The 22,730-nt window shown below is 68.2% G+C and carries 23 protein-coding genes and 4 pseudogenes; 14 read left to right on the plus strand and 13 right to left on the minus strand.

Annotated elements, in window-relative coordinates:
* The first annotated feature begins 9 nt into the window (after positions 1-9).
* Both ACWBNA_RS39065 and ACWBNA_RS39070 read left to right on the plus strand, forming a co-directional pair.
* Positions 10-549: a SigE family RNA polymerase sigma factor gene (locus ACWBNA_RS39065; protein ID WP_482709304.1), complete on the plus strand. Its 540-nt coding sequence runs from the start codon at positions 10-12 to the stop codon at positions 547-549.
* Positions 549-1,364 carry a hypothetical protein gene (locus tag ACWBNA_RS39070; RefSeq protein WP_482709305.1) on the plus strand — a complete coding sequence of 272 codons (816 nt, stop codon included), beginning with the start codon at positions 549-551 and terminating at the stop codon, positions 1,362-1,364. Before ACWBNA_RS39065 ends, ACWBNA_RS39070 begins: the two co-directional genes overlap by 1 nt.
* Before the next feature lie 58 nt (positions 1,365-1,422).
* On the opposite strand, the pseudogene ACWBNA_RS39075 reads toward ACWBNA_RS39070, so the two are convergent.
* Positions 1,423-1,547 (minus strand): annotated as a pseudogene (locus ACWBNA_RS39075) (response regulator transcription factor); the annotation flags it as partial.
* Between the two features lie 81 nt (positions 1,548-1,628).
* Between ACWBNA_RS39075 and ACWBNA_RS39080 the strand changes: the two are divergent.
* The 5 genes from ACWBNA_RS39080 (at position 1,629) to ACWBNA_RS39100 (ending at position 5,834) form a co-directional block, all read left to right on the plus strand.
* Positions 1,629-1,880, plus strand: a complete 252-nt coding sequence (locus tag ACWBNA_RS39080; protein WP_482709306.1) for an integrase core domain-containing protein — start codon at positions 1,629-1,631, stop codon at positions 1,878-1,880.
* Positions 1,881-2,339: 459 nt separating this feature from the next.
* On the plus strand, positions 2,340-3,389 hold the full coding sequence (locus ACWBNA_RS39085) for a DUF6192 family protein (RefSeq protein WP_482709307.1): 1,050 nt from the start codon (positions 2,340-2,342) through the stop codon (positions 3,387-3,389).
* Between the two features lie 3 nt (positions 3,390-3,392).
* A complete protein-coding gene (locus ACWBNA_RS39090) occupies positions 3,393-3,806 on the plus strand; it encodes a hypothetical protein (protein WP_482709308.1) in 414 nt (137 codons plus the stop codon).
* A gap of 36 nt (positions 3,807-3,842) precedes the next feature.
* On the plus strand, positions 3,843-4,637 hold the full coding sequence (locus ACWBNA_RS39095) for an IS5 family transposase (RefSeq protein WP_482709309.1): 795 nt from the start codon (positions 3,843-3,845) through the stop codon (positions 4,635-4,637).
* A gap of 75 nt (positions 4,638-4,712) precedes the next feature.
* Positions 4,713-5,834, plus strand: a complete 1,122-nt coding sequence (locus ACWBNA_RS39100; protein ID WP_482709310.1) for an IS630 family transposase — start codon at positions 4,713-4,715, stop codon at positions 5,832-5,834.
* A gap of 31 nt (positions 5,835-5,865) precedes the next feature.
* Here ACWBNA_RS39100 and ACWBNA_RS39105 read toward each other — a convergent pair whose 3' ends face one another.
* Positions 5,866-6,084: a hypothetical protein gene (locus ACWBNA_RS39105; RefSeq protein WP_482709332.1), complete on the minus strand. Its 219-nt coding sequence runs from the start codon at positions 6,082-6,084 to the stop codon at positions 5,866-5,868.
* Here ACWBNA_RS39105 and ACWBNA_RS39110 point away from each other — a divergent pair.
* Complete coding sequence (locus ACWBNA_RS39110; protein ID WP_482709333.1) at positions 6,083-6,427, plus strand: hypothetical protein; 345 nt, start codon at positions 6,083-6,085, stop codon at positions 6,425-6,427. The genes ACWBNA_RS39105 and ACWBNA_RS39110 overlap by 2 nt on opposite strands.
* Before the next feature lie 824 nt (positions 6,428-7,251).
* Here the strand turns inward: ACWBNA_RS39110 and ACWBNA_RS39115 are convergent.
* The 4 genes and pseudogenes from ACWBNA_RS39115 to ACWBNA_RS39130 form a co-directional block, all read right to left on the minus strand.
* On the minus strand, positions 7,252-9,030 hold the full coding sequence (locus ACWBNA_RS39115; RefSeq protein WP_482709311.1) for a caspase family protein: 1,779 nt from the start codon (positions 9,028-9,030) through the stop codon (positions 7,252-7,254).
* Between the two features lie 10 nt (positions 9,031-9,040).
* Positions 9,041-9,520: a hypothetical protein gene (locus ACWBNA_RS39120; RefSeq protein ID WP_482709313.1), complete on the minus strand. Its 480-nt coding sequence runs from the start codon at positions 9,518-9,520 to the stop codon at positions 9,041-9,043.
* 72 nt (positions 9,521-9,592) lie between these two features.
* Positions 9,593-9,736: pseudogene (locus ACWBNA_RS39125) on the minus strand (IS630 family transposase); the annotation flags it as partial.
* Between the two features lie 583 nt (positions 9,737-10,319).
* Positions 10,320-10,964: a DUF6000 family protein gene (locus tag ACWBNA_RS39130; protein ID WP_482709314.1), complete on the minus strand. Its 645-nt coding sequence runs from the start codon at positions 10,962-10,964 to the stop codon at positions 10,320-10,322.
* 317 nt (positions 10,965-11,281) lie between these two features.
* On the opposite strand from ACWBNA_RS39130, the gene ACWBNA_RS39135 reads away from it, so the two are divergent.
* Positions 11,282-11,521 carry an Imm32 family immunity protein gene (locus ACWBNA_RS39135; protein ID WP_482709315.1) on the plus strand — a complete coding sequence of 80 codons (240 nt, stop codon included), beginning with the start codon at positions 11,282-11,284 and terminating at the stop codon, positions 11,519-11,521.
* Between the two features lie 154 nt (positions 11,522-11,675).
* Here the strand turns inward: ACWBNA_RS39135 and ACWBNA_RS39140 are convergent, their stop codons facing one another.
* Together ACWBNA_RS39140 and ACWBNA_RS39145 are read right to left on the minus strand one after the other, a co-directional pair.
* Positions 11,676-11,942, minus strand: a complete 267-nt coding sequence (locus ACWBNA_RS39140; RefSeq protein WP_482709317.1) for a DUF6959 family protein — start codon at positions 11,940-11,942, stop codon at positions 11,676-11,678.
* A gap of 160 nt (positions 11,943-12,102) precedes the next feature.
* Positions 12,103-12,657 (minus strand): pentapeptide repeat-containing protein, encoded by a 555-nt coding sequence (locus ACWBNA_RS39145; RefSeq protein ID WP_482709318.1) that lies wholly within the window; start codon positions 12,655-12,657, stop codon positions 12,103-12,105.
* Positions 12,658-12,741: 84 nt separating this feature from the next.
* Here ACWBNA_RS39145 and ACWBNA_RS39150 point away from each other — a divergent pair, with 84 nt between their 5' ends.
* Positions 12,742-13,980 (plus strand): IS701 family transposase, encoded by a 1,239-nt coding sequence (locus tag ACWBNA_RS39150; RefSeq protein ID WP_482709329.1) that lies wholly within the window; start codon positions 12,742-12,744, stop codon positions 13,978-13,980.
* A gap of 24 nt (positions 13,981-14,004) precedes the next feature.
* Here ACWBNA_RS39150 and ACWBNA_RS39155 read toward each other — a convergent pair whose 3' ends face one another.
* Together ACWBNA_RS39155 and ACWBNA_RS39160 are read right to left on the minus strand one after the other, a co-directional pair.
* The gene (locus ACWBNA_RS39155) at positions 14,005-14,466 is read right to left on the minus strand and encodes a PH domain-containing protein (protein ID WP_482709319.1); all 462 of its coding nucleotides are present in this window, start codon (positions 14,464-14,466) and stop codon (positions 14,005-14,007) included.
* Positions 14,467-14,553: 87 nt separating this feature from the next.
* Positions 14,554-14,796: pseudogene (locus tag ACWBNA_RS39160) on the minus strand (IS701 family transposase); the annotation flags it as partial.
* Between the two features lie 150 nt (positions 14,797-14,946).
* Between ACWBNA_RS39160 and ACWBNA_RS39165 the strand changes: the two are divergent.
* Positions 14,947-16,040, plus strand: a protein-coding gene (locus ACWBNA_RS39165) for an IS630 family transposase (RefSeq protein ID WP_482709320.1) whose coding sequence is annotated in 2 segments (ribosomal slippage) — positions 14,947-15,408 and positions 15,411-16,040 — 1,092 coding nt in all. Because the reading frame shifts where the segments join, the coding sequence is not laid out codon by codon here.
* On the opposite strand, the gene ACWBNA_RS39170 is transcribed toward ACWBNA_RS39165, so the two are convergent.
* A complete protein-coding gene (locus tag ACWBNA_RS39170; protein ID WP_482709321.1) occupies positions 16,034-16,690 on the minus strand; it encodes a hypothetical protein in 657 nt (218 codons plus the stop codon). The two genes, ACWBNA_RS39165 and ACWBNA_RS39170, sit on opposite strands and share 7 nt — an antisense overlap.
* 404 nt (positions 16,691-17,094) lie before the next feature.
* Between ACWBNA_RS39170 and ACWBNA_RS39175 the strand changes: the two genes are divergently transcribed.
* The 3 genes from ACWBNA_RS39175 to ACWBNA_RS39185 all read left to right on the plus strand — a co-directional run bounded on the left by ACWBNA_RS39175 (position 17,095) and on the right by ACWBNA_RS39185 (position 20,864).
* Positions 17,095-18,699 carry an alpha/beta hydrolase gene (locus ACWBNA_RS39175; RefSeq protein WP_482709322.1) on the plus strand — a complete coding sequence of 535 codons (1,605 nt, stop codon included), beginning with the start codon at positions 17,095-17,097 and terminating at the stop codon, positions 18,697-18,699.
* Positions 18,700-19,617: 918 nt separating this feature from the next.
* The gene (locus ACWBNA_RS39180) at positions 19,618-19,797 is read left to right on the plus strand and encodes a hypothetical protein (RefSeq protein ID WP_482709323.1); all 180 of its coding nucleotides are present in this window, start codon (positions 19,618-19,620) and stop codon (positions 19,795-19,797) included.
* Between the two features lie 248 nt (positions 19,798-20,045).
* Entirely contained in the window at positions 20,046-20,864 is an 819-nt protein-coding gene (locus ACWBNA_RS39185; protein ID WP_482709324.1) for an SAM-dependent methyltransferase, read from the plus strand.
* Between the two features lie 46 nt (positions 20,865-20,910).
* Here ACWBNA_RS39185 and ACWBNA_RS39190 read toward each other — a convergent pair whose 3' ends face one another.
* Together ACWBNA_RS39190 and murJ are read right to left on the minus strand one after the other, a co-directional pair.
* The gene (locus ACWBNA_RS39190; RefSeq protein WP_482709325.1) at positions 20,911-21,414 is read right to left on the minus strand and encodes a GNAT family N-acetyltransferase; all 504 of its coding nucleotides are present in this window, start codon (positions 21,412-21,414) and stop codon (positions 20,911-20,913) included.
* Positions 21,415-21,830: 416 nt separating this feature from the next.
* Positions 21,831-22,652 (minus strand): annotated as a pseudogene (gene murJ / locus ACWBNA_RS39195) (murein biosynthesis integral membrane protein MurJ); the annotation flags it as partial.
* Between the last annotated feature and the right edge of the window lie 78 nt (positions 22,653-22,730).

A 22,730-nucleotide genomic window follows, 5' to 3' on the forward strand; every position in this document is an offset into this window, starting at 1 on the left:
GAGGTGCCCATGTTGGATCGGAAAGAGGCTCGGGACGCGGAGTTCCAGAGCTTCGTCGTCGGCCGCTGGCCACGGTTGCTGCGCACGGCTTTCCTGCTCACGGGGGAGCAGCATGCCGCGGAGGACCTGGTCCAGTCGACGCTCGAACGGGCCTATACGGCCTGGCGCAGGGTCGGCGCGGCCGACGACCCCGACGCGTACGTACGGCGCGTGATGATCAACGCGCACGCCCGCAGGCACCGCAGACGCCTCAAGGAGTTCCTGGCGCCGAAGGACTACTCGGGCCTCACCCACGAGCTGCCCGACGCCGACGACCGCATCGCGCGGGCGGACGACCGCGGCGCGCTGCTGACGGTGCTCGCCGCACTGCCCGCGCGACAGCGGGAGGCGGTGGTCCTGCGGTACTGGGAGGACCTGAGCGAGGCGCAGGCGGCGGAGGCCATGGGATGCAGCGTCGGCACGGTGAAAAGCAACACGGCGAGGGGAATCGCGAAGCTCCGCGCTCTGCCGGGACTGGCCGAGGCACTCACGAACGGAGGGCGGAAGTGATGAGCGGGGACAGGGAGACGAACCACGACATGACGTACGACGAGGCGCACACGGACATCGCCCTCCTGCTGGCGGACGCGGTGGACGAGGTGGAGGTCGGCGCGGCCCCCTATCAGGCGGTGGTACGGGGAGGGAGGCGCCGCAAGACGCGCCGCTGGGCGGTGGCCGCGGCGGCCGCGGCGGTGATCGCGGGGTCCACGGGGACGACGCTGGCGCTGGTGGGAGGCACGGGCGGCGGGCACGGGGCGGGGCAGGTGGCCGCGCGGCCCTCGGCGGGGACGGCGACCGAACGGCGGGTGACGACTCTGGCCAGGGGCACGGACCACGGCAGGAAGTGGAAGGTCGACGCCGCCGTCTGGACCGCGCCGAAGACCACGGCGAAGGCACGCGCCCAGCTAGCCGAGATGGCCCTGTACGGGGAGGAGCCGGTCAAGGTGGAGAAGGCCTCGGACCTGGTGGGCGAGAGCTGGCACTTCGTGCACCTGACCGTGGGGGGCAAGCCGTCGACGGTGATCCTGAGAGCATTCAGCAAGGACGGCCTGGTCTCGGGCAAGGATCTCGAGGTGTACCCGAGGCCGTTGGACACCGACCGGGTCGGCGCCCCGCAGCGCCTGGTGATCGGCCAGGTCGCCCGGACCGTCCAGGAGGTCACCTGCACCTGGGACGACGGCACGAAGACCCGGGTGGAACGGGCCGCTGCGGGGGCCGGCGACTTCAAGAACCTGATCCGCGAGGTGGACGGCTCCCCGAAGGACTGGTTCGTGTGCCTGGGACCGGACGGAGTGAACTACAAGAAGGCGGAGGTCACGGGGTGAGGTGAGCGATGCGGGCAGGGCGGCGGCAGGGGTCACAACCCCCGCCGCGGCAGCAGGGTCACAACCACCCCTGCTGCCGCGCCTCCGCATCGCCTCCATCCGGTTGCGGGTGCCTGTCTTGCCGATCGCGGAGGAGAGGTAGTTGCGGACCGTGGACTCCGAGAGGTGGAGCTTGGCCGCGACGATCTTCCACAGCGACCGCGGCGCGGAGTACACGTCCGAGGCGTACAACAAGCTCTGTGACCGCCTGGGCGTGTGCAGTCCATGGGACGGGTGGAGTCCGCGCTGGACAATGCCGCCGCGGAGAGTTTCAACTCGCTGATCAAGGTCGAGTACATCCACCGCCGACAATTCGCGACCCGGACCGAGGCCCGCCTGAAGATCGCCACATGGATCACTGGGTTGTACAACCCGCGACGAAGGCACAGCGCGGCCTGCGGCCTACCGCCCGAGGAGTTCGAAAGAATCGTCGCCGAAGCGCGCGAGCGACACGGCCAGAAAGATCAGACCGCATAACCAAAGTCTCTACGGAACCAGGGGATTGACATCCTGCCGTTCGCGGGTGAGGGCCAAGTCCCGTGCAGGGTGCCTGCGTGACGGGGCGTCAACCGCGCGCGTACGCCGCATAGATGGGCGTTACAGGCGACAGTCACGCCAAAGCGGATGAACTGTAACGGAGCGCGCATGCCGCGTTCACAACCTGCACCGCATGGCCATGGTGTCGATGCGCGGCCGACCGGCCGCAACCCGCACACCACCCGCCCGCCCCTGCCCGGCACGCTGCTGGAGTCTCGGGGATGGGCAGGTGCCCGTACACCAGGGGATCTCATGCCTTCCACTGTGACCGTTCGCCGCATCTCCGCCGCCGCGGGTCGTGCGCTTCGAACGCCCCTGGTTCGCGCCCTGCCCCGGCGTGTCGCGCGCGCGTCACGGTGGACGGTGACCGGGGCCGGCGCCCCTTTGACCGGTCACGTCATGGTGGCCGGGCCGGTCCCGGGCGAGGGCGGTGGTCATCATGACCGACGTGAGCGACCGGACGGGAACGTCACCCGGCAGCGTTACGAACAGCTCGTCAACCAGGCCAAGGAACTGATCGCGCAGATCGCCCGCTCGCAATTTGCCCTGGGTGACACGGTGTTGGAGATCGAGCCGATGAGGGCGGTGGGCGGGTCGATGCCGAACGGCACGGACGACCTGTTCACCGTCACGGAGTCGTTGCAGATGTTCGCGGACGACATCGGCGTCGAACGCCGGACGGTGGAGGACTGGCGTTACACCGCCAACCGCTGGCCGGAAAAGCGCCGCAAGGAGGGCGTGTCGTTCACCGTTCACCGCATCCTCGCGTCGGTCGTTAACGAGGACGAGCGGTGGGCGGCGATCGAGGACGCACCGTTCAACCCGCGCACCGGGGCGAGGCAGTGGACGCCGGACGGCGCGAAGCGGGTCGTCGGCCAGCGCGTCGACCAGCCGGTGACCGTCGATGAGAAGGTCCAGGCCGTGGCCGACCTGACCCGGGACGACGAAGTCGCCGCCCAGGTCGCCACCGACCTGCTGAAGCGGCCGACGGTCACCGAGCACGTCACCCCGGCCGAAAAGGTCCGGGTCGTCACGGAGTTGACCAGGGACGACACCGTCGCGCAGGAGGTCACCAGCAGTCTGCTGCGCCGCCCTGCCGTCGCCCGGAAGACGATGCGGGACGACACCACCCGGATGCTCGTCAACCGCGCCCAGTTCGACAACTCCAACGAGACCCGTGACCGGATCCGGGAACGCACTCCGGCCGTCCGCGCGATCGAGCACACCATCGAATACCTCGACCTGGTCGGCTCCTGCCACGGCTTCGTGGCCACCCCCGGCCGCCTGGTCCCGCAGATGCGCGGGCAGGAGTTCACCGAGGGCGAACGCGAGACCGTGCGCCGGCAGATCGGCCGGGTCCGCGCGGCGGCGGACTGGCTCGAAGGAGCCCTCGACAATGGCGAGTTCACCCTGGATGAGCAGCTGGTCCAGCTGCTCAAAGGCGAGTAGGCCATGCCGCGACGCCGGGAGGCTAGGCCGCTGGCCGAGCACTACGGCGACCTGGTCCGCGTCGCCCTGATGGAAGCACGCCCCGCGGGCCTGCACACCTACCAGCTCATGTCCGCCACCCGCCTCACCCGCTCGCAGATCGGCCGCGGCATCCGGCACGTCCGGGACGTCGTCGCCGCGGAGAACCTGACGCCGATCACGTGGACACGGCGGGACGGGTTCATGTTCTCCGACGACCCCGCGGACTGGATCGAGTACGACAAGCGGCAGTTCCGGCAGATCCTCGGCCGGCTCACCCGGGTGATCACGGGCACGCTCGATCCGCACCTGGCCCGCTCCCCCGACGACGAATGGGCCCAGCTCGCCACCGCCCAGCTCACCGGCGTCCGCGCCACCCTCGCCCAGCTCTCCAAATAGCCCCCGTTCGCAGCCGATCCCTCTGCCGAGCCCGCCATGCCCGCTGCCTCCCGTCGCCGCCGCTACCCCTCCGACACCTCCGTCGCCGAATGGGCACTTCTCGAACCCCTGCTGCCCATCCCGGCCTGCCGGACCAAGACCGGCGGGCACCCTGAGAAGTGGCCGCGGCGGGAGATCGTCGACGGCATCCGCTACATCGTCGACAACGGCGCGAAATGGCGGGCTCTGCCTGCGGATTTCCCCCCGTGGGAGACGGTCTACGGGTTCTTCTGGAGGTGGAACCGGGCTGGGGTCGTCACCTACATCCGTGACCAGCTCCGCCGCAGGATCCGTACCGGCAAGGGCCGCTGCCCGCACCCGGTCACGCTGATCGTGGACTCCCAGTCGGTCAAGGGCGCCTCCACCGTCGGCAGGAACAGCCGGGGGTACGACGCCGCGAAAAAGATAAACGGGCGCAAACGACATATCACGGTGGACACGCTCGGCCTGCCCGTGATGATCACGGTGACGCCCGCCGACATCCAGGACCGCGACGCCGCCCGCGACGTGTTCTGGCGGCTACGTCTCACCCAGCCGCAGATCACCCAGGTCTGGGCCGACCGCGGCTACGCCGGCGAACTCGCACGCGACTACGAACGGCTGCCCCAGCACTCCGAAGCACACCTGAACTGGGCACTCATCACCATGATGACCCGGCGTCTGACCCGCAAGAGCCCCCCGAACGAGCCAGTGGACGCGGATGACGCCGGCCACCGGATGACGGCGGTTCTACCCGGCGCCGACCCCCGGCGCGTCGTCCGCCTCGCGCTGACGGCGTGTCTAGTGCTCTGACCGCATAGGTTCGCTGGGTTCGTGGTCGTGACGGTTGGATGTGCGGTGACGTCCGATCCGACCGCTGGAGGCGCAGTGGCCGAGCCTGTCCGTGTGCGCAGACTGACCGACCAGGAGGGGCAGAAGCTGCAGCAGATCGTGCGCCGGGGCAGCACCGATTCGGTGCGCTACCGGCGGGCGATGATGCTGCTGGCGTCGGCCGGCGGGAACCGGGTGCCGGTGATCGCCCAGTTGGTGCAGGCCGACGAGGGCACCGTGCGCGACGTGGTCCACCGCTTCAACGAGATCGGCCTGGCCTGTCTGGACCCTCGGTGGGCGGGAGGCCGTCCCCGCCTACTCAACCCTGACGACGAGGATTTCGTCATCCGGACGGCCACCACCCGCCCCACCAAGCTCGGCCAGCCCTTCACTCGCTGGTCCCTGCGCAAGCTGGTCACCTACCTGCGGAAAGTCCACGGCCGGGTCATCCGGATCGGTCGCGAGGCGTTACGGTGCCTGCTCGCCCGCCGCGGTGTCACCTTCCAGCGCACCAAGACGTGGAAGGAATCCCCCGACCCCGAGCGAGAGGCGAAGCTAGACCGGATCGAGGAGGTCCTGGACCGCTTCCCGGACCGGATCTTCGCCTTCGACGAGTTCGGCCCGCTCGGGATCAGGCCCACCGCAGGCTCGGGCTGGGCCGCCCAGAAGCACCCCGACCGGCTGCCCGGCACGTATCACCGCACCCACGGCGTGCGCTACTTCCATGGCTGCTACTCGGTCGGCGACGACACCCTGTGGGGCGTCAACCGCCGCAAGAAGGGTGCCGCCAACACGCTGGCCGCGCTGAAATCGATCCGTGCCGCCCGGGCCGACGGCGCCCCGATCTACGTGATCCTGGACAATCTGTCCGCCCACAAAGGCGCCGACATCCGCCGCTGGGCCAAGAAGAACAAGGTCGAGCTGTGCTTCACCCCGACCTACGCCTCGTGGGCGAACCCGATCGAAGCCCACTTCGGACCGCTTCGGCAGTTCAACATCGCCAACTCGAACCACCCCAACCACACCGTGCAGACCAGGGCCCTGCATTCCTACCTGCGCTGGCGCAACGCCAACGCCCGCCACCGCGACGTACTGGCCGCCGAACGTAAAGAACGCGCCCGCATCCGACGTGAAAAGGGCATCCGCTGGGGCGGACGCCTCCTCGCCACCGCGGCCTGAAGCGCGGCATGCCGCTCTCACCCGCTGGCTATCAGTCTGACAAGGGCAGGGTGCCCGCAGTGAGGAAGAACGTGACGGCGTAGGTAAAGCGACCTGCGCGCACGGCATCGTCGAACTGGGCCACGAACCGGTCCGCGTCCATGGGGTCGAGGTAGCCCCGGGCTGCGGCTGTGTGCGCCCAGGTGCGCAGGCCCATGACATTGTCGGCCGCCGACGGGTCGCGCACGACCAGAGCCCAGGCTTCCACCATGGCCGGCCAGGGCGTGTACGCCGCCGAGGCGGACCGCGGCGGATTCGTCACCGAGTTGGGTGACGGCGGTGGTGAAGCGTTCGTCACCTCCCTGATCAAGGCCGGGACCGATTTCATCGCCCCGGCCCCCGCTTCCAAGGTCGACGACGCGGTCTACGCCGCCCTCGACCTTGAGGCGGCCACGGTCGTGGACTACATCCCCGCCCGCGACGATGACACTCCCGCCGCAGAGCGCGAGACCTACCGGGTCCTGGAAGACACCAACCTGCTGGCCTGGGCCCGCAGAAGCGATCCCCCTCTGGAGGTGCGCCGGATCCTGGTGCATTCCACCGGTAACGCCTAAGGCCAGCGGCGGGCCCGCGAAAACGCCTGGCCAAGACCCGCGAGGACCTCGACAAGCTCCAGCACTCCCCGGCGGCCGCTACTACAACACCGCCGAAAAGATCGCCGCACGCATCGGGGTGATCGCCAAGACCCGCCGGGTCTCCAGCTGCCTGCACACCGAGGTCACTACCGACGAAGGCGGACGGCCCGCCCTGACCTGGCACTTCGATGAGGACTTACTGTGGGCCGAGGCCGCCGTTGACGGCTGGTACGCGCTGCTGACCACCCTCACCGCCGAACAGGCCGATCCCAGCGGCGTACTACGCCGCCACAAAGGCCAGGGCGCAGTCGAGCGCAGATACAGCGACTTCAAGGGACCCCTGGCCGTCACTCCCGTTGCCAACTACGAACAGCGCAGGACGGGGCCTCCCGTGCGTCGTGGCGCGTCGTGTGCGCCCAGGTCCGCACCACCACCCGCTGGTCGGACGGTGAGCCGGGTCTGCGACGGTGGGTGCCGTTTCTAGCGCTCTGACCGCAGTCGCCGGGTTGGAGGTATTGCCGGTTGGATATGCCGGTATATCCGATCCGACCGTTGGAGGCGCGATGTCCGAGCCTGTCCGTGTGCGCAGACTGACCGACCAGGAGGGACAGAAGCTGCATCCAGATCGTGCGCCGAGGAAGCATCAGCTCGGTGCGGTACCGACGCGCGATGATGCTGCTGGCCGGGGTGTACGGCGACCACGCGGTGAACTGGTCCTGGGGCCGGGGTGATGGTGCCGGACGGTCAGCAGCTGGTCGCCAAGGTGCCCGGCAGGGTGTGTACCCGACGCCGGGGCCGCCGGTTCATCCGCCGCCCTGGCCCTGTAGTACGAAGCTGGTGTTTGCGAAATGCTGGAGGTCGGATCCAGCGGGCTGGTACGAAGCGGTGGCGAGGAACGTCCCGTTCCCCGCGGGGGAGCCCAATGGGCTATCGCACGGATCGCTGAGACTGCGATCCCAGTAGAAGTTGACGCTGGCGGGTGTCCCTCTGTTGACCTTTACCCAGCGGGTGCCCTCCTCGCTTTTGTCGAGGCAGTCGGCGGAGGACCACACGGGGGTGTCGGATTCTGCCTCCGTGATGGACAGTCGGGTGGTGCGCCTACCCAGATCGACTCGGCAGGTGTTGGTCTCGCTGGTCTGGATGCGCAGACGCAGAACTACGTCCGTGTCGGTGTATTCGTTTCGCGTCGACGTCATGGCTGCGTTGAGGCTTCCTGTCCTGCACACCGGAAGCGCCATCACTGCCGCGGTGTTGACGGGCTGATCGCCGATATCCGCAACGCGATCGTCGGATGGCCTCGATGGCGGCCGACTGCTCTCCTGTGTCGTCGTGGCGGTGGGTTTACCAGAAGACGAAGGCCCGTCGTGGGTACCCATGTTCGCCCACCAGATGATGCCCCCGGTTCCCCCGGCGAGGAGCAGTACGACAGCTGCGACGAAGGGGCGACGCCGCAGCCGCGCCCTTGGTCTGTTCCGCTGAGGGATCGGCGAAGGCGCCTGCGCGGTCCTGTCGGCTGGCCCCTCAGGCGCGGCGCCCGTCCCGCGATCAGCCTGAGGCGGCGTGTGAGACGGTGTTTGGGAGTCGTCGGAGCCAATGTGGCTGTCCTGTCCGACGGATGTGTCCTGACGGGTCGGACCGTTGTCAGCATTGTCCGCCGGGCCTCGGCGGACCACTTCTCCCAACACAGTGTCAGGTGGGAGGCCGTGGGACTGCGTGAGGGAGCTCAGCCCCAGCCGCTCGCGAGCGGAGGCCACGTTCGCGGCGTGGGCGTTGAGCTCGTCCGTCAGCAGCGAGGCGTCGAGCCGTTCAGGTTCCGGCTGGCGGTACGGAGGTCGAGTGGTGCGGGGCGCCGCCCGGGCCACCACGACCCGGTGCTGTAGCTCCGCCCACAGCTGCGGACGCTGTCGTAGCCCCGACGCGCGCATCCGGTCGTACACGTACTCGTACAGGTCGTGGATGCTGACCAGCCCGTCACCGTTGATGTCCGCTTCGCCGGTCCGCAGCCCTTCGATGACCGCGCCTGTGAAGAGGGAGGGCTCCGGCGCCAACTCGTCGACGTGGTCTCCCTCCCACGCGTACTCCGTGCGGTTGGTCGCGGTCAGGATCGCGCGACCGTGGCCGGACAGCTCCTCCTGCGCGTGCACGGCCGTGTCGCCCTTGGCGCCGGCGAGGAAGGCGCCGCTGTAGCAGCAGTCGAGCAGCAGGATGATCGACCTTGCCCGGCATAGGCGCATCTGGTCATGCAGGTATGCCGCGGAGACCCCGGTGGACGCTAGGAGCCGGGGGTCGGTGTCGGCAGCGGCGAAGTACAACTGGCCCCGGTCGTTTTTGACGCCGTGGCAGGACAGGTGGACGAGCAAGACGTCGTCCCGGTTGCGGTCCAGGAAGAACCGCTCGATGCCCCGGCTGACGTCCGTATGGCGTCCGTCGACGACCCGGGACACCTCGAAGCCGCCGATCGCCGGATCCCGCAGAACCTCGGCCAGGTCCTCGCCGTCGCGGGCGGGCGAGCGCAGCCGGCGCAGCCCGGCGTGCTCGTACCGTCCCGTGCCGATGAGGAGCGCGTGACGCCCGTCGGACACCTCCGGTCCCTCAAGCGCCTGCGGCAGGGCCGGACGCTTCGTCGGGCGCTTCGTTACGCGCCGGGGCCGGGGAAGCGTCCGGGGGCGTCGCGGGCACGCGCCGGCCCTCCGCGTGGGCGGCGACGAAAGCGTCGATCAGCCGGCGCTGATCTGCCGAGGACACGGCTTCGACGTCGATGGTGGAGTCACCCACGGACACGCTCACCCGGCGGACCGGACGGTGCTGCAGCCACGTCTCTACCAGCTGCACCAGACTGCGCAGGACCAGGGGCGCGGCCGTCACGGTCAGAGCGCCCAGCGCGACCACCTCGGCCGGCTTGGCACACGGCGGCAGCTCCGCGGAGCGGGCGAGCTCGGCGTCCCGTACGTCGAGCTCGAGCAGGATTTGCTCGCGCAGCAGGAGTGTTAGCTCGTCCAGCTCCTCCTGGTCGCTATCGGGCCCAGCGGTCAGTACGAGGTCGAGGTGCAGTTGCTGTGGCGTGGCGACCATGCTCGTTTGTCCTCCCCATCGGCGGCCTGCAGTCAGCCTAGTGCTCTGACCGGATAGGTTCGTGGGGGTCGTTCAGATGGCGGCTGTGCGGGGGCGTCCGCCCCAGCGGATCCTTTTCTCGCAAGGAATGCGGGCGCGTTCTTTGCATTCGGCGGCCAGGACGTCGTGGTGGCGGACGTTGGCGTTGCGCCAGCGCAGGTAGCTGTCATCTGATCTGCGGCAGCCTGCTCCTGATGTCCGTGCTGGCGCTGGTCGGGGTGCGCTTTGCCGGGCGGGGCCCTGCCCACCCTCCAGCGTGCCGAGGCGCAGCTCGCCTCCGCACAGGAGCAGCTGTGGCAGCAGAAGGTCGAGCGGCGCCCCGCCCTGGACGACCGGCGCGACCTCTACCAGGAGGAAGTCACCACCGCGATCGACCAGTACCAGGCCGGCAGCCGCAAGTACCGGCGGCCCGTACAGCACGGAAGTACAGCAACACCAGCAACCGTTGCCGCCCAGCAGCGCCCTTCGGCGCCTTCACAGCGACTGGTACGCCCCCAAACCGATCCACATAGAGCTGCAGATCAGAAGTGCCGCCCTGATGTGCGCACCACGGCCGCACCACAAGCGCACCAGATCGAGCGGGGAGCAGCGGGGAACCACGGTCAAAGCCGCCGAGCCCGACGAGGTCGGTCCTCAGCCGTTCGGCCAGGTCAGCGCCCGAACGAGCCACAAGTGATCGCAGCTTCCCAGGCTGAGAGCGCTATGCGGTGACCAACGTGTCCAATTCTCTCATCTGGGCAGCTCGGCTATGTGGTGGTTGCTACCTTCCTTGAGGGCTCACACCGGGCCAGCGTGTCGGACAGTGCCTGGCACTTTCATCAGCGAAAGCGCAGAGCTGGCCGATGAACTCTCGGTAGTTGTCGGGGGCATCGCGGTCCTTGCTGGGCGGCCCGTCGATCCACCGCTGCCAGAGCCCGTCCGGGGCGAGGAACCGGGCTGCGTGGTCGGTACCCAGCTTGACGTCGAGCAACAAAAGCGCGCCAAGGGCGGCTGTCTGGTCGTAGTCGAGGTCAGGGCGCGGCAGGTAGTGGTCGAGGTAAGCGACCAGAAGCTCGGCGTCCGCAGAGGTGCCGAAGGTGGCCAGGGCGACACAGTACGCCTGCCCCGCGTAGGGCCCTTTACTGGCGAGCAGGAGATCGCCGAGACGTTCCCGGAACTCGGTCCTGTTGGCAACAGCGATAAGCCAGGCTGCGGTTAAGCTCTCGCGCCATCCTCGGTCGAGCAGCATGCCCAGTTCACGAGGAGCAATCTCATTGGCAGCCTTGCCCAGCTTCCGCAAGAACTTGGCCCGGTGGCGCCCACTCATACCGAGAAGGGCGCCGCCGAGTTTGAGATACCGGCGGTCGGTTCTGACGTAGCGGCGGGTCAACTTGAGCAGTTTGTGATCTTCATCGGTGCGGCGCATGGGCAGCATCCTCGTATGGCCGAAGCTGTCAGACCAGCAATCTGGCCGGTCGGACGCCTCAGCACTGCGTGTCCATCCGTCTCAGTTTCCGTCTCATTCAGCCCCGTTCACGGCCGTTCAGACAAGACCGCACGCCGGGCTCGTCTCACGGTCCAACCGCCATGACCCCAGGTGAACGCCCCTGCACACAACCCACCACATACCACCACAGTTGGAAAGCGTGCACCCTCGGTGTCTGACGGTTCCTGAGTACGCGAAGCTTGGGTATGGCCCCTGAACCGAGCGCTGCTCCATCGACGACCACTCTTGTAAGGGCGGTGACCGATGGCACCACCAGAGTCTTCACGTGGAAGGCAGGCGCCCGCATCGAGGTCCGCAACCTGGGCGGCGAGATCGTCATCGAGGCCAACGCCGCCGGGTTGAAGACCCTGGCCGGCCACCTCCTCACACTGGCCCAGGACGGCACCCCGGACGGCGCCCATCTCCATTTGGAGGAGAACAACGGACTTGAAGAGGGTTCCGCAAACCTGGTCTTGGAGAGGTGCGACGACGAATGACTCGTGCCAGACGCGTGCCAGATGCTGCGGGGAACCACGGGGAACAGCAGGGAACCCATCGACCGTCCGCCAGGCGTCTGCCTCCCTCCGCCGCAGGTCAGGCCCCGGCCAAGCCCTTGATGCCCTTAGCCTCCCAAGCTGATGGCCCAGCAGCTCAATACGGACGCGGAATCTCGTGTTCGCCCAACGCAGCCTCGTACCGCGCCAGCAGAGCATCCAGGTTCGCCAGGAGGAGGCCGGCGGAGTCCCGAGCTTCGTCCAGGTCGCCTCGCTCGTACGCCTCCACCACCTCGGCCACGTCGCTGCGGAAGATGTGAAGCGAGTCGCCCTGCACCAGGACCCCGGGGAACCGTCTGCCGGGCATGCGAACCACGGCGTCGTTGCCGCCATCTGTGAACAGCTCGGCCTCAATACGCTCCATCGGGCCATCCAACCTGCCATAACGAGTGACCACAACGACCGTGGACATAGGCGGCCTTGAGCGATCACCCGGGCCATGGACTGCGAGGGCCGTGTGAGAGGCGCTCGATCGGAGTCCTAATACTCCAGCTGTAGATCGTGATCTTGCCGCCAGGCAGGGCCTACTCGTTCGCGCCGTGCCCGGGTGGCCACCCGATGACGCCTTCCGCTTGAACGTTGCGCAAGGACGCTCCTTCGAACCGGGCACCGGTGACGTAGGTCAGCCCGAGCGGGGGCACGCCAGTGTTTACGCTTCCGAACCTGGCGTCGGTCAGATCGGTGTCGCGCAGGTCAGCACCCCGCAGATCGCATCCGGCCAGGCTGACCTCGCGCAGTGAACCCCCGCGCAGGTCTGCGTCGCTGAAGGAACAGAACTTGAACCAACACCCGTCCAGGGTGGCGTGGCGTAGATCGGCCCCGATGAACGAGCAGCGAGTGAACCGCAGTTGCGACGTGCGAGCTGAAGCAAGGTTCTGGCCGGCGAAGTCCTCACCGTTCACGGCCGCATAGCTGTGGAGCGCGGCGAGTCGTTGTCTCGCGGTCAGTGGCGTGGTCATGTGCGCCAGCGTGTCAGCCGGGTCGGCGGCCGTCGCCCGGATTTCCGGCAGTTCGCCGTCCGTCAGCCGGTCACACAGGTCCGGGCTGGTGCGGGAGCAGGTGCGGCCACCGGTGATCATCGGTGTGTGAAGACAGAAGATCAGACGGTGGCCGCAGGTCACAGCATAGATCCCGTCCGTTGGCGGGAGGCGTTCGAGGTGGCCATGGGGCGTATCGCGGGCCGGTTCGCCCGGGTCGAACCCCGGCGGCGGGCCGGGCGATTGGTGTTGGGACTGCTGGCGGACCTGCCGCGCAAGAACTGCTGGACGATCGCGGAGTGGGTCGGGGATGCGAATCCGCATGGCATGCAGCATCTGCTGTGCCGGGCGGCCTGGGACGCCGATGCCGTCCGCGACGACGTGCGCGAGTACGTCGTGGAAAATCTGCACGACGAGGCCGCGGTGCTGGTCGTGGACGAGACCGGCGACGTGAAGAAAGGCACCCACACCGTCGGGGTCCAACGCCAGTACACCGGCACCGCCGGCCGGATCGAGAACTCCCAGGTCGCCGTCTACCTTGTCTACGCCGGCGCCCGCGGGCACGCAGCGGTGGACCGCGAGCTGTACATCCCGCGCTCCTGGATCTCTGACCCCGACCGCTGCCGGGCGGCCGGACTCGGCGAGGACACCGACTTCGCGACCAAGCCGGAGCTGGCCCGCGTGATGATCGAACGATTCCTGGACGCCGGACACCATGTCGGCTGGGTGACTGGCGACGAGGTCTATGGCGGCAACCCGAACCTGTGGTCCGCTCTGGAGGAACGCGGCATGGGCTACGTGCTCGCAGTGGCCTGCTCGGCCGAAGTGACCACCGGGGCAGGCAAGTTCCGTGCGGATGCCCTGGCTGCCAAGCTGCCCCGGCGAGCCTGGCAGAAGCTGTCCGCCGGACAGGGATCGAAGGGACAGCGTTTCTACGACTGGGCCGTGATCGATCTGGTCGCCACGGGATCAGGAGGGCGCCAGCTGCTGATCCGCCGCAACCGAACCACCGGCGAACAGGCCTACTACCGCTGCCATTCCGCCCAGCTGGTGGCGCTGAACACCCTGGCAAGGATCGCCGGCTCCAGGTGGCGAGTGGAGGAAACGTTCCAGGCCGGAAAGGGCCTGGCCGGGCTCGACGAGCACCAGGTCCGCCGCTACCCCTCCTGGAGCCGCTGGGTCACCCTCGCCATGCTCGCCCACGCCTTCCTCGCCGTCGTCCGAGCCGACGAGCATGCCCACCGGCCGGGACCCGACGGTCTGATCCCGCTGACCTGCAATGAGATCCAGCGACTGTTCATCACCGTTGCCGTCCGGCCTCTTCACGATCTGGCCCACCGGCTCGGCTGGTCCAACTGGCGGCGCCGCCACCAGGCACGGTCACGGACCAGCCATTACCTACGACAAGCCGCATCCCAGACATGAAGATCACTATCTGCAGCTGGAGTACTAAAGCGGGTGTCCGCTCCAGAGTTGGGCGTCAACGATCCGTCGCACATCAGCAAACCGATCATCCTGCCGAGTCCCGCCTGCCAGATCGCTCAGGGCGTACGCCGTGTACGTGAACCCGTCCGTGGTGTGGAACTGCGCACCCCAATTGCCAAGGCTCACCGCGCTGACTCGCGACCACGGCAATCTTTGAGTGCCCCAGGGATTCACCATGACGATCATGTCCGTCGTGAGTTCCAGGCGTACGCGAAGGAGGCACCACCAGGCGAAGAGACCGAACCCCAGCGCGACGGCAGTAGCAATCCCCGCGGATCCCGCGGATTGCGCGTCCAGGTGGGAGAGCGCGCCCAGCCAGGTGGAGAGCGCCCCGCACGCCGGGCCGGCAGCCAGCACGTAGCCCATGACCCGGCCGGACCAGCTGACCCGCCACACACCGATCACGGCGTCTCGCACATCGTTCACGGTGCAAATGATCCTCGCTCGCGCCTCCTACCGGTAGTTCGTTAAATCCGGCGGTAGAGGTCAATGCCGTGTCCGGTGGTGACAGCATCAATCAGGGCCTGGAGCTCGGAGGGTGGGTCCTTGTCCGTCCAGGCTTGCCACCACCGGTTGAGGGCGACGGCGGGGGTGAGCCAGGAACGGATGGCTCGTAAGGCCTTGGGCCAGCAGGGCTGTTGGGGCTGGTGGTGTCCGGTTGGTCCCCCTCTCTGGCCCCTCTTCAGGACACGGGTCCGGCGCGCTGGCGTCCAGGGGTCCGGGTGGGGTGAACCACTGGTGCCAGCAGAAGGAGAAGGTGCCGGTGTTATGCGGNGTTGGGGCTGGTGGTGTCCGGTTGGTCCCCCTCTCTGGCCCCTCTTCAGGACACGGGTCCGGCGCGCTGGCGTCCAGGGGTCCGGGTGGGGTGAACCACTGGTGCCAGCAGAAGGAGAAGGTGCCGGTGTTATGCGGTATGCGGATGGTGGGGGCCTGACTGCTGAGCGGCGGGCTGCGCGTGAGGGGATCCGGCTGGAGGCCGGGCGGAGGTTCGCACGGGGTGACAGGACTTCGGTCATCGCCAAGGACCTGCGGGTGAGCGAGCGTTCGGTGGAGCAATGGCGGCGCAACTGGCGTGACGGCGGCATGGAGGGTCTGAAGTCGAAGGGACCCGCGAAACTGCCGAAACTGTCGGACGAACGCTTCGCCGTGCTGGAAGAAGAGCTGGCCAAAGGTCCAGCCGCGCAGGGCTGGGAAGATCAGCGGTGGACTCTGGAACGCGTCAGAATACTGATCGGCCGCCAGTTCGATGTCAGTTGCTCGATCGCGGGAGTGTGGCGGCTCCTGCACCGCCACGGCTGGTCCTGGCAGAGCCCGGCCCTTCGTGCGCTGGAACGTGACGAGCACGCGGTCGAGCTCTGGAAGAAGGATGTGTGGCCGCAGGTGGAGGCACCGCGGCGGCGCTCGGGGCCTACATCGTCTTCGAGGACGAGGCCGGGTTCGCGATGACGCCGCCACGCGCCCGCACATGGGGCCGGCGCGGGCACACTCCGGTGGTCCGGGTGCGTGGACGGTCCCGGCGACGGATCTCGGTCGCCGCGATGTGCTGCTACCGGCCTGGCGAGAGGTCCCGGCTGATCTACCGGCCCCGCTTCCACCTCCTCCTCAAAGGGGCACGCAAGAGCTTTTCCTGGCAGGACTACCGTGATCTTCTGGTCCGCGCGCACCTGCAACTCGGCGCCCCGATCGTTGTCGTCTGGGACAATTTGAATACCCACCGTGCCGCCGGGATGAGGAAGTACGCAGCCGACCACGAATGGCTCACCCTCGTCCAGCTGCCCTCCTACAGCCCGGACTTGAATCCGGTGGAAGGCGTCTGGTCCCTGTTACGGCGAGGGCCGATGGCCAACACTGCATTCACCGACCCCGACCACCTCGCCCACACCCTCCGCCGAGGCCTCGCTCACATCCAGCGCCACCCCGAACTCATCGACGGCTGCCTCACCGAGACCGGACTGACCTTCACCTCCGACCACTCGAAGCTAATCCGAAAAGGTCAGTAGTCAGGGCGGCGCACTGCCACAGCCCTGCCGATCTTGTTGAGGTTGTTGTCGATCTCGGTGAGGACGGCGGACGTGCTGGCCAGATCAGCCTCAAGAGCGCGTCGTACGGCGGGCTTGCTGATTCCGCGCGCTGCCTCGCGCAGCAGTGCCAGCGTCTCCTTCAACCGCTCCAAGTCGTCTGACTTTCTGCTGGATCCCTTGGTAATACAGGCCTGTGGGTCCGACTCCCCAATTGGGGAGCCCTCGTTGCCACCGACCGTTGTGATGCTGTGCACCGGCTCCGCCGAGCCGTTCACGCCCCCGGATCCGTTTGTAACCGCTCCGGCCGATAGGGCACCTGCGACCTCATCAGACTCCGCCGTGGTCTCCACAGCCGGTTCAGGCGGAGAGGGCGGCACCAGCAGGTCCCGCACTATCTGACCGATCTCGGCAGGACTCGTCTTACTGGTGAGGGAAGGCAGCCGACGGACAACATCCTCCAGCAGACTTGCGGTGACCCGCCTTCCCGTCCGGGCCACCGCGTCGTAGACCGCGACGGCTGCTCGGTCGCTGGCGGCGTTCTTGACGTCCACCAGCTTCCGCACCTGGGACTCGCGTGGATGCCAGCCCAGCTGCGACAGCGCCTCGCCGATACGCCACTCGTCCACCAACCGGGTACCCCTGGGACTCGGAGATGTCCCAGTTCACTTGGACGAATTCAGCGAAGTTGGGGTGCCCGGAGTTGCGGTGCAGGTTTCCCACCAGGTCGATCTTCACCACCGCGAGATCGCAGTCTGCGCGGTGGCTTCTGCGAATGCGCCGGTCAGGCCAGTGACATCGGCGAGATCGGTGAGGTCGGACGGCAGACGGGATCCGGAGCGGGCGACGACTCCGACGTTTCGCTGCCGTCCGCGCCGCCGCGCTGTGTCGGCCGCCCGGACGCCACATCCCGGGTCCGTCGCCAAGGAGTTGAGTCGGCCACTATCTGATGGGCCATCATCTTACTTGATTTCTCAAGTAACTTGGGCCCAAGCTTTGCTCCGTCTGTGAACTCTTGATTCATGGAGGAACGTCTGTGTCATCCAACCCCCCACTGACCCCGCGCTCGAAAGGGCGCAGACGACTGGCTGTCGGCGCCCTGGTCACCGCGATGTTCGGCCAGTTGCTCACAGGGACCGCCGTCGCCGCCCCCTCGGCCACGACCCCGTCGCCCGGGCGCATAGCCTGGGAACCCTGTGCATCACCCTCCGGCCAAGGCACCTTCGAGTGCGCCACTCTCAAGGTGCCCGTGGACTGGAAGCGGCCACGGGGCGCCACCATCGACCTGGCGCTCGCCCGCCACCTGGCCACCGACCCCGAGCGCCGGATCGGCTCGCTGCTGATCAACCCCGGTGGCCCGGGCGGCTCCGGTGTGGACTTCGCGCTCGACGCTCCCGAAGCCTTCTCGCCCGAACTGCTGGAGCGGTTCGACATCGTGGGCTTCGACCCACGCGGCATTGGCCGCAGCAACCCGGTGATGTGCGACATGGACCTGCTGACGGCCCAGGGGGCGTTGCTCTACCCGGACAGCGACTCCTCCTTCACCGCCCTCCGCGAGGCGAACCGTGCGCTCGGCGAGAGCTGTCGCGACCTCACCGGGCCGCTCGTCGACCACATGGACACCGGCAGTGTCGTCCGCGACATGGACGCGATCCGCGCCGGCCTGGGCGAGCAGCGGATCAGCTACTACGGCGTCTCCTATGGCACCTTGATCGGTCAGCAGTACGCCGAGCGCTACCCGCACCGCGTCCGCGCGATGACCCTCGACTCCAACATGGACCACAGCCTGGGCATGTGGGACTTCCAGAAGACCGAGACCAGGGCGGTAGAGGAGGCGTACGGCCAGTTCGCCGACTGGTGCGCCCGTACGCCGTCCTGCGTGCTCCACGACCAGGACGCCCGCGCCCTGTTCGACTCGCTCTACAAACGCGCGGAGGCCGGTGAGCTGGTACTGCCGGGGGACCCGCCCCACACGGTCACTCCCCAGGAGATCCAGAACCTCATCGTGGGCCCCCTGTACAGGCCGACCACCTGGTTCCAGTTGGCTCAGGATCTCGCCGACCTGGACGCCACAGCCGCGGGGGCGGCACGGTCGCTCCGGAAGTTCGGCGAGCCGACGGAGTTCCCGTTCTTCTCGGTGGTGTGCCAGGACTACGACTTCGACGTGCCCTCGTACGCCACCCTCGCGCGCTTCGAACGCGAACTCGTCCGCCGCGCCCCCGTCACCCGCGTCAGCCCCATCGGCTGGACGGTCCAGACCGGCTGCCAGGACTGGCCGACCGAGGTGACCAACCCGCCGCGCAGGCTCCACGTCGACGGGACCTCGAAGATCCTGATGGCCAACAGCCGTTTCGACCCGGCGACCCCACACGACTGGGCCTCCAACGCGGCCCGTCAGATCGGCCGCGAGGCGGTGCTCCTCACGTACGACGGTGTCGGCCACGGTGTGTACTGGCGGAGCCCGTGCGCGCGGGACGCCATCAACACCTACCTCCTCACCCTGAAGGCCCCCCGCAAGGGCACCCACTGCCCCGCGGTCTGGCCGACCGGGCCCTCCGTCCAGCGGCAGTCGCCGAGCGGCGGTCTCGTCGACCCGCTGCCCGACCTGCTGGGAACGGGGCCGTACCGGTCAACCGCGTGACGCGGCCTGATCCGATCCGGTCCTGAGCGACGGGCGCGGCCCGACCCGGTTTCGGCCGGGCCGCGCCCCGTGAGCCGGGCCGGGAGTGACGGTCGGAGGTCGAGCCTGGCGAGGCCCCGCTCCGGAAGGTTGAGAGCGCCCGCCGCTTTGGGCTGCCGTTGGCCGTCGGGTGGAAGAACCGGGTGAGGAGGTCGGCCGCATCCGGGCCGAACTCGCCCTCGGGCAGGGCGGCAGGACGGGAGTGGACGATCGTCCGCAGGCGCGCAGGTGTGTCGCACCCGAACCTGCCGGTGCGCCGCACCCCTGAGGCGGTTCTGCTGGCGGAGCAGCAGACGGCGGCCCGAGCCGCAGCCGAGCGCCGTGTGGAGGAAGAAGCTTCCCGTCGGCATGCGCTGGTGGTTCCGGTTGCGCGCCGACTTCTCAAGCACCGTGCCAGCCTGGATGACGACGATGACGTGACGTTCTGGCTGGACCAGATCGAGGCGGTACTCCCCCGCTGCGAGGCCCCAACGCAGTTCGTCAGCCTCGGGATTTTTGCACCGCACTCCCCCGCGCCGCGCACCGCCTTTGCCGGCGGACGCGGCGTTTCCCCGTCCAGGACAAGGAGCCCTCTTCATGGCCCGCATCACCGTCCGTGTGGAACCCCGACACGGCGACAACAGCCCGTGCTCGCATGCGGTGAAGCCGTCCGGCAAGCCGTCGACGACCCGCACCACGTCCGCGTCCTCGCCGAGCCCGCGGCCGTCGCGCACAGCCAGGAGCACCGCGACGCCCTCGCCACCCGCTCCTGTTCCCTGGACCGCCCTGCCGGAACGGGGAACGCCCCATGCCTGCGGGGCGGCCGTCGATATCGCTCCGGCCGCCTCGCAGCACTCCCCCGGCCGAAGCCCCCACCCCATCCCTGATGGAGAGGCCCTCATGTCGGAGACTCGCCCGTCTGCGGCACAGGTGCTGGCCACCGCGTACAGCAACGCCGACTTCTGGACGCAGCGCAGCGCCTTCGTCACCAACCAAGCCGTGGCCGCGCTCGCCCACCGCGACCCCGCCGCAGCCAAGGACCTCGCCGCGTCGCTGCTCGCCCCCGGACTTCATCGCTGACACCCAAGTCCTGGGCCGGTTCGGTCCTGCTGGTCGAAACGGTCCGCAAGACCGGCCTTGGCCAGGCCATATCCGCAGCACTCGTCCTCTGGCGGGAACCAGCCGTGCGGGGCGGTTCTCGGAACTCACGGAACTCGCTCCCACGGATGAGATCAATGGTAGGTGTCCATGCCCTCTTGCCGCGCCGGCCGGCTGGAGGACCCCAAAACGAGGCTGCGCAGCCGACGTTGCAGTGAAGAATGGCAGCCATGACGAACGAGCGCTCCTCCATCGACCCGGGCAAGCCCAGCATCGCCCGCGTCTACGACTACCTGCTCGGCGGCAAGGACAACTACGCCGTGGACCGTGAGATCGGCGACGTGTTCAAGCGTGACCTGCCCGGTTCGGTGGCCATCGCCTTCGCCAACCGCGCGGCCCTGAGGCGGGCGGTCAGGGAGATCGCGAAGACCACCGGCATTCGGCAGTTCATCGACCTGGGCAGTGGCCTGCCGACCGCGGACAACGTCCACCAGGTCGCTCAACGGCACGCTCCCGAGTCCCGGGTCGTCTACGTCGACATCGACCCCCAAGTGTTGGTCCACGGTCGCGCACTGCTGGAGAACAACGACCGGACCCGCGTCGTCCCTGTCGATGTGCGCAACCCAGAAGGCATCCGCACTCACCCCGACACCATCGAAATCATCGACTTCGCTCGTCCCGTCGCCGTCATCCTCAGCGCCATCCTCCACCACGTCAACGATGACGAGGACCCGGCCGGCATCGTCCGCTACTGGCGCGACCACGTCCCCTCCGGAAGCTACTTCTTCGTCAGCCACTTCCGCTCTGGCAACAACCCGGAGACCGCGGAGGCCGAGAAGGTCCTCCAGCAGACGTTCGGCCGCGGCCGGTGGCGCACCGACGCGGAAATCGCCTCCCTGCTGGACGGCTTGGAGATCCTCGACCCCGGGATCGTCCCTGCGTCCCTGTGGTGTCCCGACGAGGCCGACAACGCTTGGGACAGGGCCGAGAGACGGGAGCTCACGGTCTGGGAACACCTCATCGCCGCCGGACTGGCCCGGAAAGCCTAGACGTGATCCCCCGACAGCCTTCGAGATCGGCACGGGCAACAACCACTTACGTGTCGGGATGCTCCGCCAGGGCGAGCCAGTCCGACCAGGAGATCTCGCGGCCGAGGAAGCGCGGCTGCTCGAACGGCCAGTCGGCGGCGATCCACTGCGGCACCAGCGCGTCGAGGGCCTGCTCGACCTTGCTGCCCACCAGCTCGTCCACCACCCACCAGGAGATCTCGCCGTCCGCGCCGGCCCTCTCCGGTGGGTCGATGTAGACACAGCCGAGCAGAGCTGTCTCCGTGGCGTCGAACAGCGCGTAGTTGAAGGACTGGTGTGCGGCGATCTCCTTCTCGTGCCGCAACAGGTCGGCCTGATCGGCCTCGTAGGTCATGGTGGCCGCGGGCCAGCCCCAGGCCGGGCCGAAGATGGTCCACAGCCGCTCGCGCGAACCCATCACAGCCGGATAGTCGAGCGGGGTGTCCGCCTCCCGGATCGGCCGCAGGTGGTGACCACCGCCCGGCAGCGGTACCAGGACGGGGTGAACGAAGTCATCGGGAAGCCAGCTCATGGCGCCCGACCGTAGCAGCGCGCGGCCGTCCGATCCCCTGGATTATCCCCGCATACCGCCAGGCCCTGCTCTCGTGCTGGGCAGGGCCCGCGATCCCCCGATCGAGACTCCCGTTCGATCGACAGACTCCATGATCGGTGTAGCAACGGCTTCTTGAACCCGGCCCGCCCAATCCAGTCGCAGTACATCTACCTGAAGCTCAGGCGGCTCGGACTGGGCGGCCTTGCAGGCTGCAACACCCCCCTCTCGCGCTGGCGGCCAACGTTTCTGCCTCAATCCCTGCCGCCCTCACCGGGACCAGCATCGACAACGCGACGGACTGGGCGAACTTCGTCAAACGCAACTGGGCCGACTACATCGCCAGCCGCGCGCAGGACCGTCCATGAAGCACGCCTCCTTGCATCGTCTGCCTGGACTCAGCGCATCCCGGGCAGGCGACGCGACTCGTTGACCTTCATCAGTCGGGCGAGAAGGAGGTACCCCACGGCTGTCGCCAGCGTCCCGGTAGCCAGTGCGACGGCCGTGGGCCACGTTCCACTTCGCAGGCCCGCACACGCACGCGCGGCAGCCCAGCCCAATCCAGCAGCCGGGCCCGCAGCGCAGAACAGTTTCACGTAGGTGCGGCGCAGGCCGCCGTCGTCGATGCGACCCCCAAGCCTCCTGCGCAGCAGATGCGCGGTGAGTGCGAGACCGGCCACGTAGGAGAGGGTGTAGGCGCCGGCCATGCCGACGACCGCCCAGCGGGCGGGCAGGAGCACATGACAGGCGGTGGCCAAGGCGATGTTCACGCCCGCGATCCAGGCCGCCATGAAGAACGGAGTGCGCGTGTCCTCGAATGCGTAGAAGCCGCGCAGCAGCAGGTACTGGGCGGAGAACGGGATGAGCCCGAGTCCGAACGCCTGCAGCATGTGCCCCAGCGGGCGGGCCGAGGCGGCGTCCGCCGCCCCGTGGGCGAACAGCAGTGAGGAGATCTGCGGCCCCAGAGCGAGGAAGAGGAACGCGGCGGGCACGATGACCACGCCGCTGATCCGCAGCACCCGGGACAGGTCCGCGCGTAGATCCGGGATGCACCCCTCAGCGACGGCCCGGCTCATACGCGGCAGCAAGGCCGTCACCAGGGATACCGTCACGATCGACTGCGGCAGCATCCAGATGGTCTGCGCGTAGGTGTAGGCCGAGTAGCCCGCGCCGGCCTGCGGCAGCTCCTGGTCGGCAGCGTTGGCGTAGTTCGTGACCACCTGTCCAGGTACTCGTGTGAGTGCACCACCGAGTACGAAGTTATGTGCACCACTCGTTAGGCCACGTCGGTCTCCCGC

It is taken from the genome of Streptomyces sp. Q2 (assembly GCF_056820935.1).

What these genes read in the sequence shown, in the direction of transcription:
- ACWBNA_RS39190 (WP_482709325.1), bottom strand. Translation starts at nt 21,414, where the DNA reads ATGAGCTGGCTTCCCGATGACTTCGTTCACCCCGTCCTGGTACCGCTG.
- ACWBNA_RS39185 (WP_482709324.1), top strand. Translation starts at nt 20,046, where the DNA reads ATGACGAACGAGCGCTCCTCCATCGACCCGGGCAAGCCCAGCATCGCC.
- ACWBNA_RS39090 (WP_482709308.1), top strand. Translation starts at nt 3,393, where the DNA reads ATGCCGCGACGCCGGGAGGCTAGGCCGCTGGCCGAGCACTACGGCGAC.
- ACWBNA_RS39070 (WP_482709305.1), top strand. Translation starts at nt 549, where the DNA reads ATGAGCGGGGACAGGGAGACGAACCACGACATGACGTACGACGAGGCG.
- ACWBNA_RS39145 (WP_482709318.1), bottom strand. Translation starts at nt 12,657, where the DNA reads ATGATCACCGGTGGCCGCACCTGCTCCCGCACCAGCCCGGACCTGTGT.
- ACWBNA_RS39110 (WP_482709333.1), top strand. Translation starts at nt 6,083, where the DNA reads ATGGCCGGCCAGGGCGTGTACGCCGCCGAGGCGGACCGCGGCGGATTC.
- ACWBNA_RS39120 (WP_482709313.1), bottom strand. Translation starts at nt 9,520, where the DNA reads ATGGTCGCCACGCCACAGCAACTGCACCTCGACCTCGTACTGACCGCT.
- ACWBNA_RS39080 (WP_482709306.1), top strand. Translation starts at nt 1,629, where the DNA reads ATGGGACGGGTGGAGTCCGCGCTGGACAATGCCGCCGCGGAGAGTTTC.
- ACWBNA_RS39085 (WP_482709307.1), top strand. Translation starts at nt 2,340, where the DNA reads ATGGTGGCCGGGCCGGTCCCGGGCGAGGGCGGTGGTCATCATGACCGA.
- ACWBNA_RS39180 (WP_482709323.1), top strand. Translation starts at nt 19,618, where the DNA reads ATGTCGGAGACTCGCCCGTCTGCGGCACAGGTGCTGGCCACCGCGTAC.
- ACWBNA_RS39140 (WP_482709317.1), bottom strand. Translation starts at nt 11,942, where the DNA reads ATGGAGCGTATTGAGGCCGAGCTGTTCACAGATGGCGGCAACGACGCC.
- ACWBNA_RS39065 (WP_482709304.1), top strand. Translation starts at nt 10, where the DNA reads ATGTTGGATCGGAAAGAGGCTCGGGACGCGGAGTTCCAGAGCTTCGTC.
- ACWBNA_RS39105 (WP_482709332.1), bottom strand. Translation starts at nt 6,084, where the DNA reads ATGGTGGAAGCCTGGGCTCTGGTCGTGCGCGACCCGTCGGCGGCCGAC.
- ACWBNA_RS39130 (WP_482709314.1), bottom strand. Translation starts at nt 10,964, where the DNA reads ATGCGCCGCACCGATGAAGATCACAAACTGCTCAAGTTGACCCGCCGC.
- ACWBNA_RS39095 (WP_482709309.1), top strand. Translation starts at nt 3,843, where the DNA reads ATGCCCGCTGCCTCCCGTCGCCGCCGCTACCCCTCCGACACCTCCGTC.
- ACWBNA_RS39150 (WP_482709329.1), top strand. Translation starts at nt 12,742, where the DNA reads ATGGGGCGTATCGCGGGCCGGTTCGCCCGGGTCGAACCCCGGCGGCGG.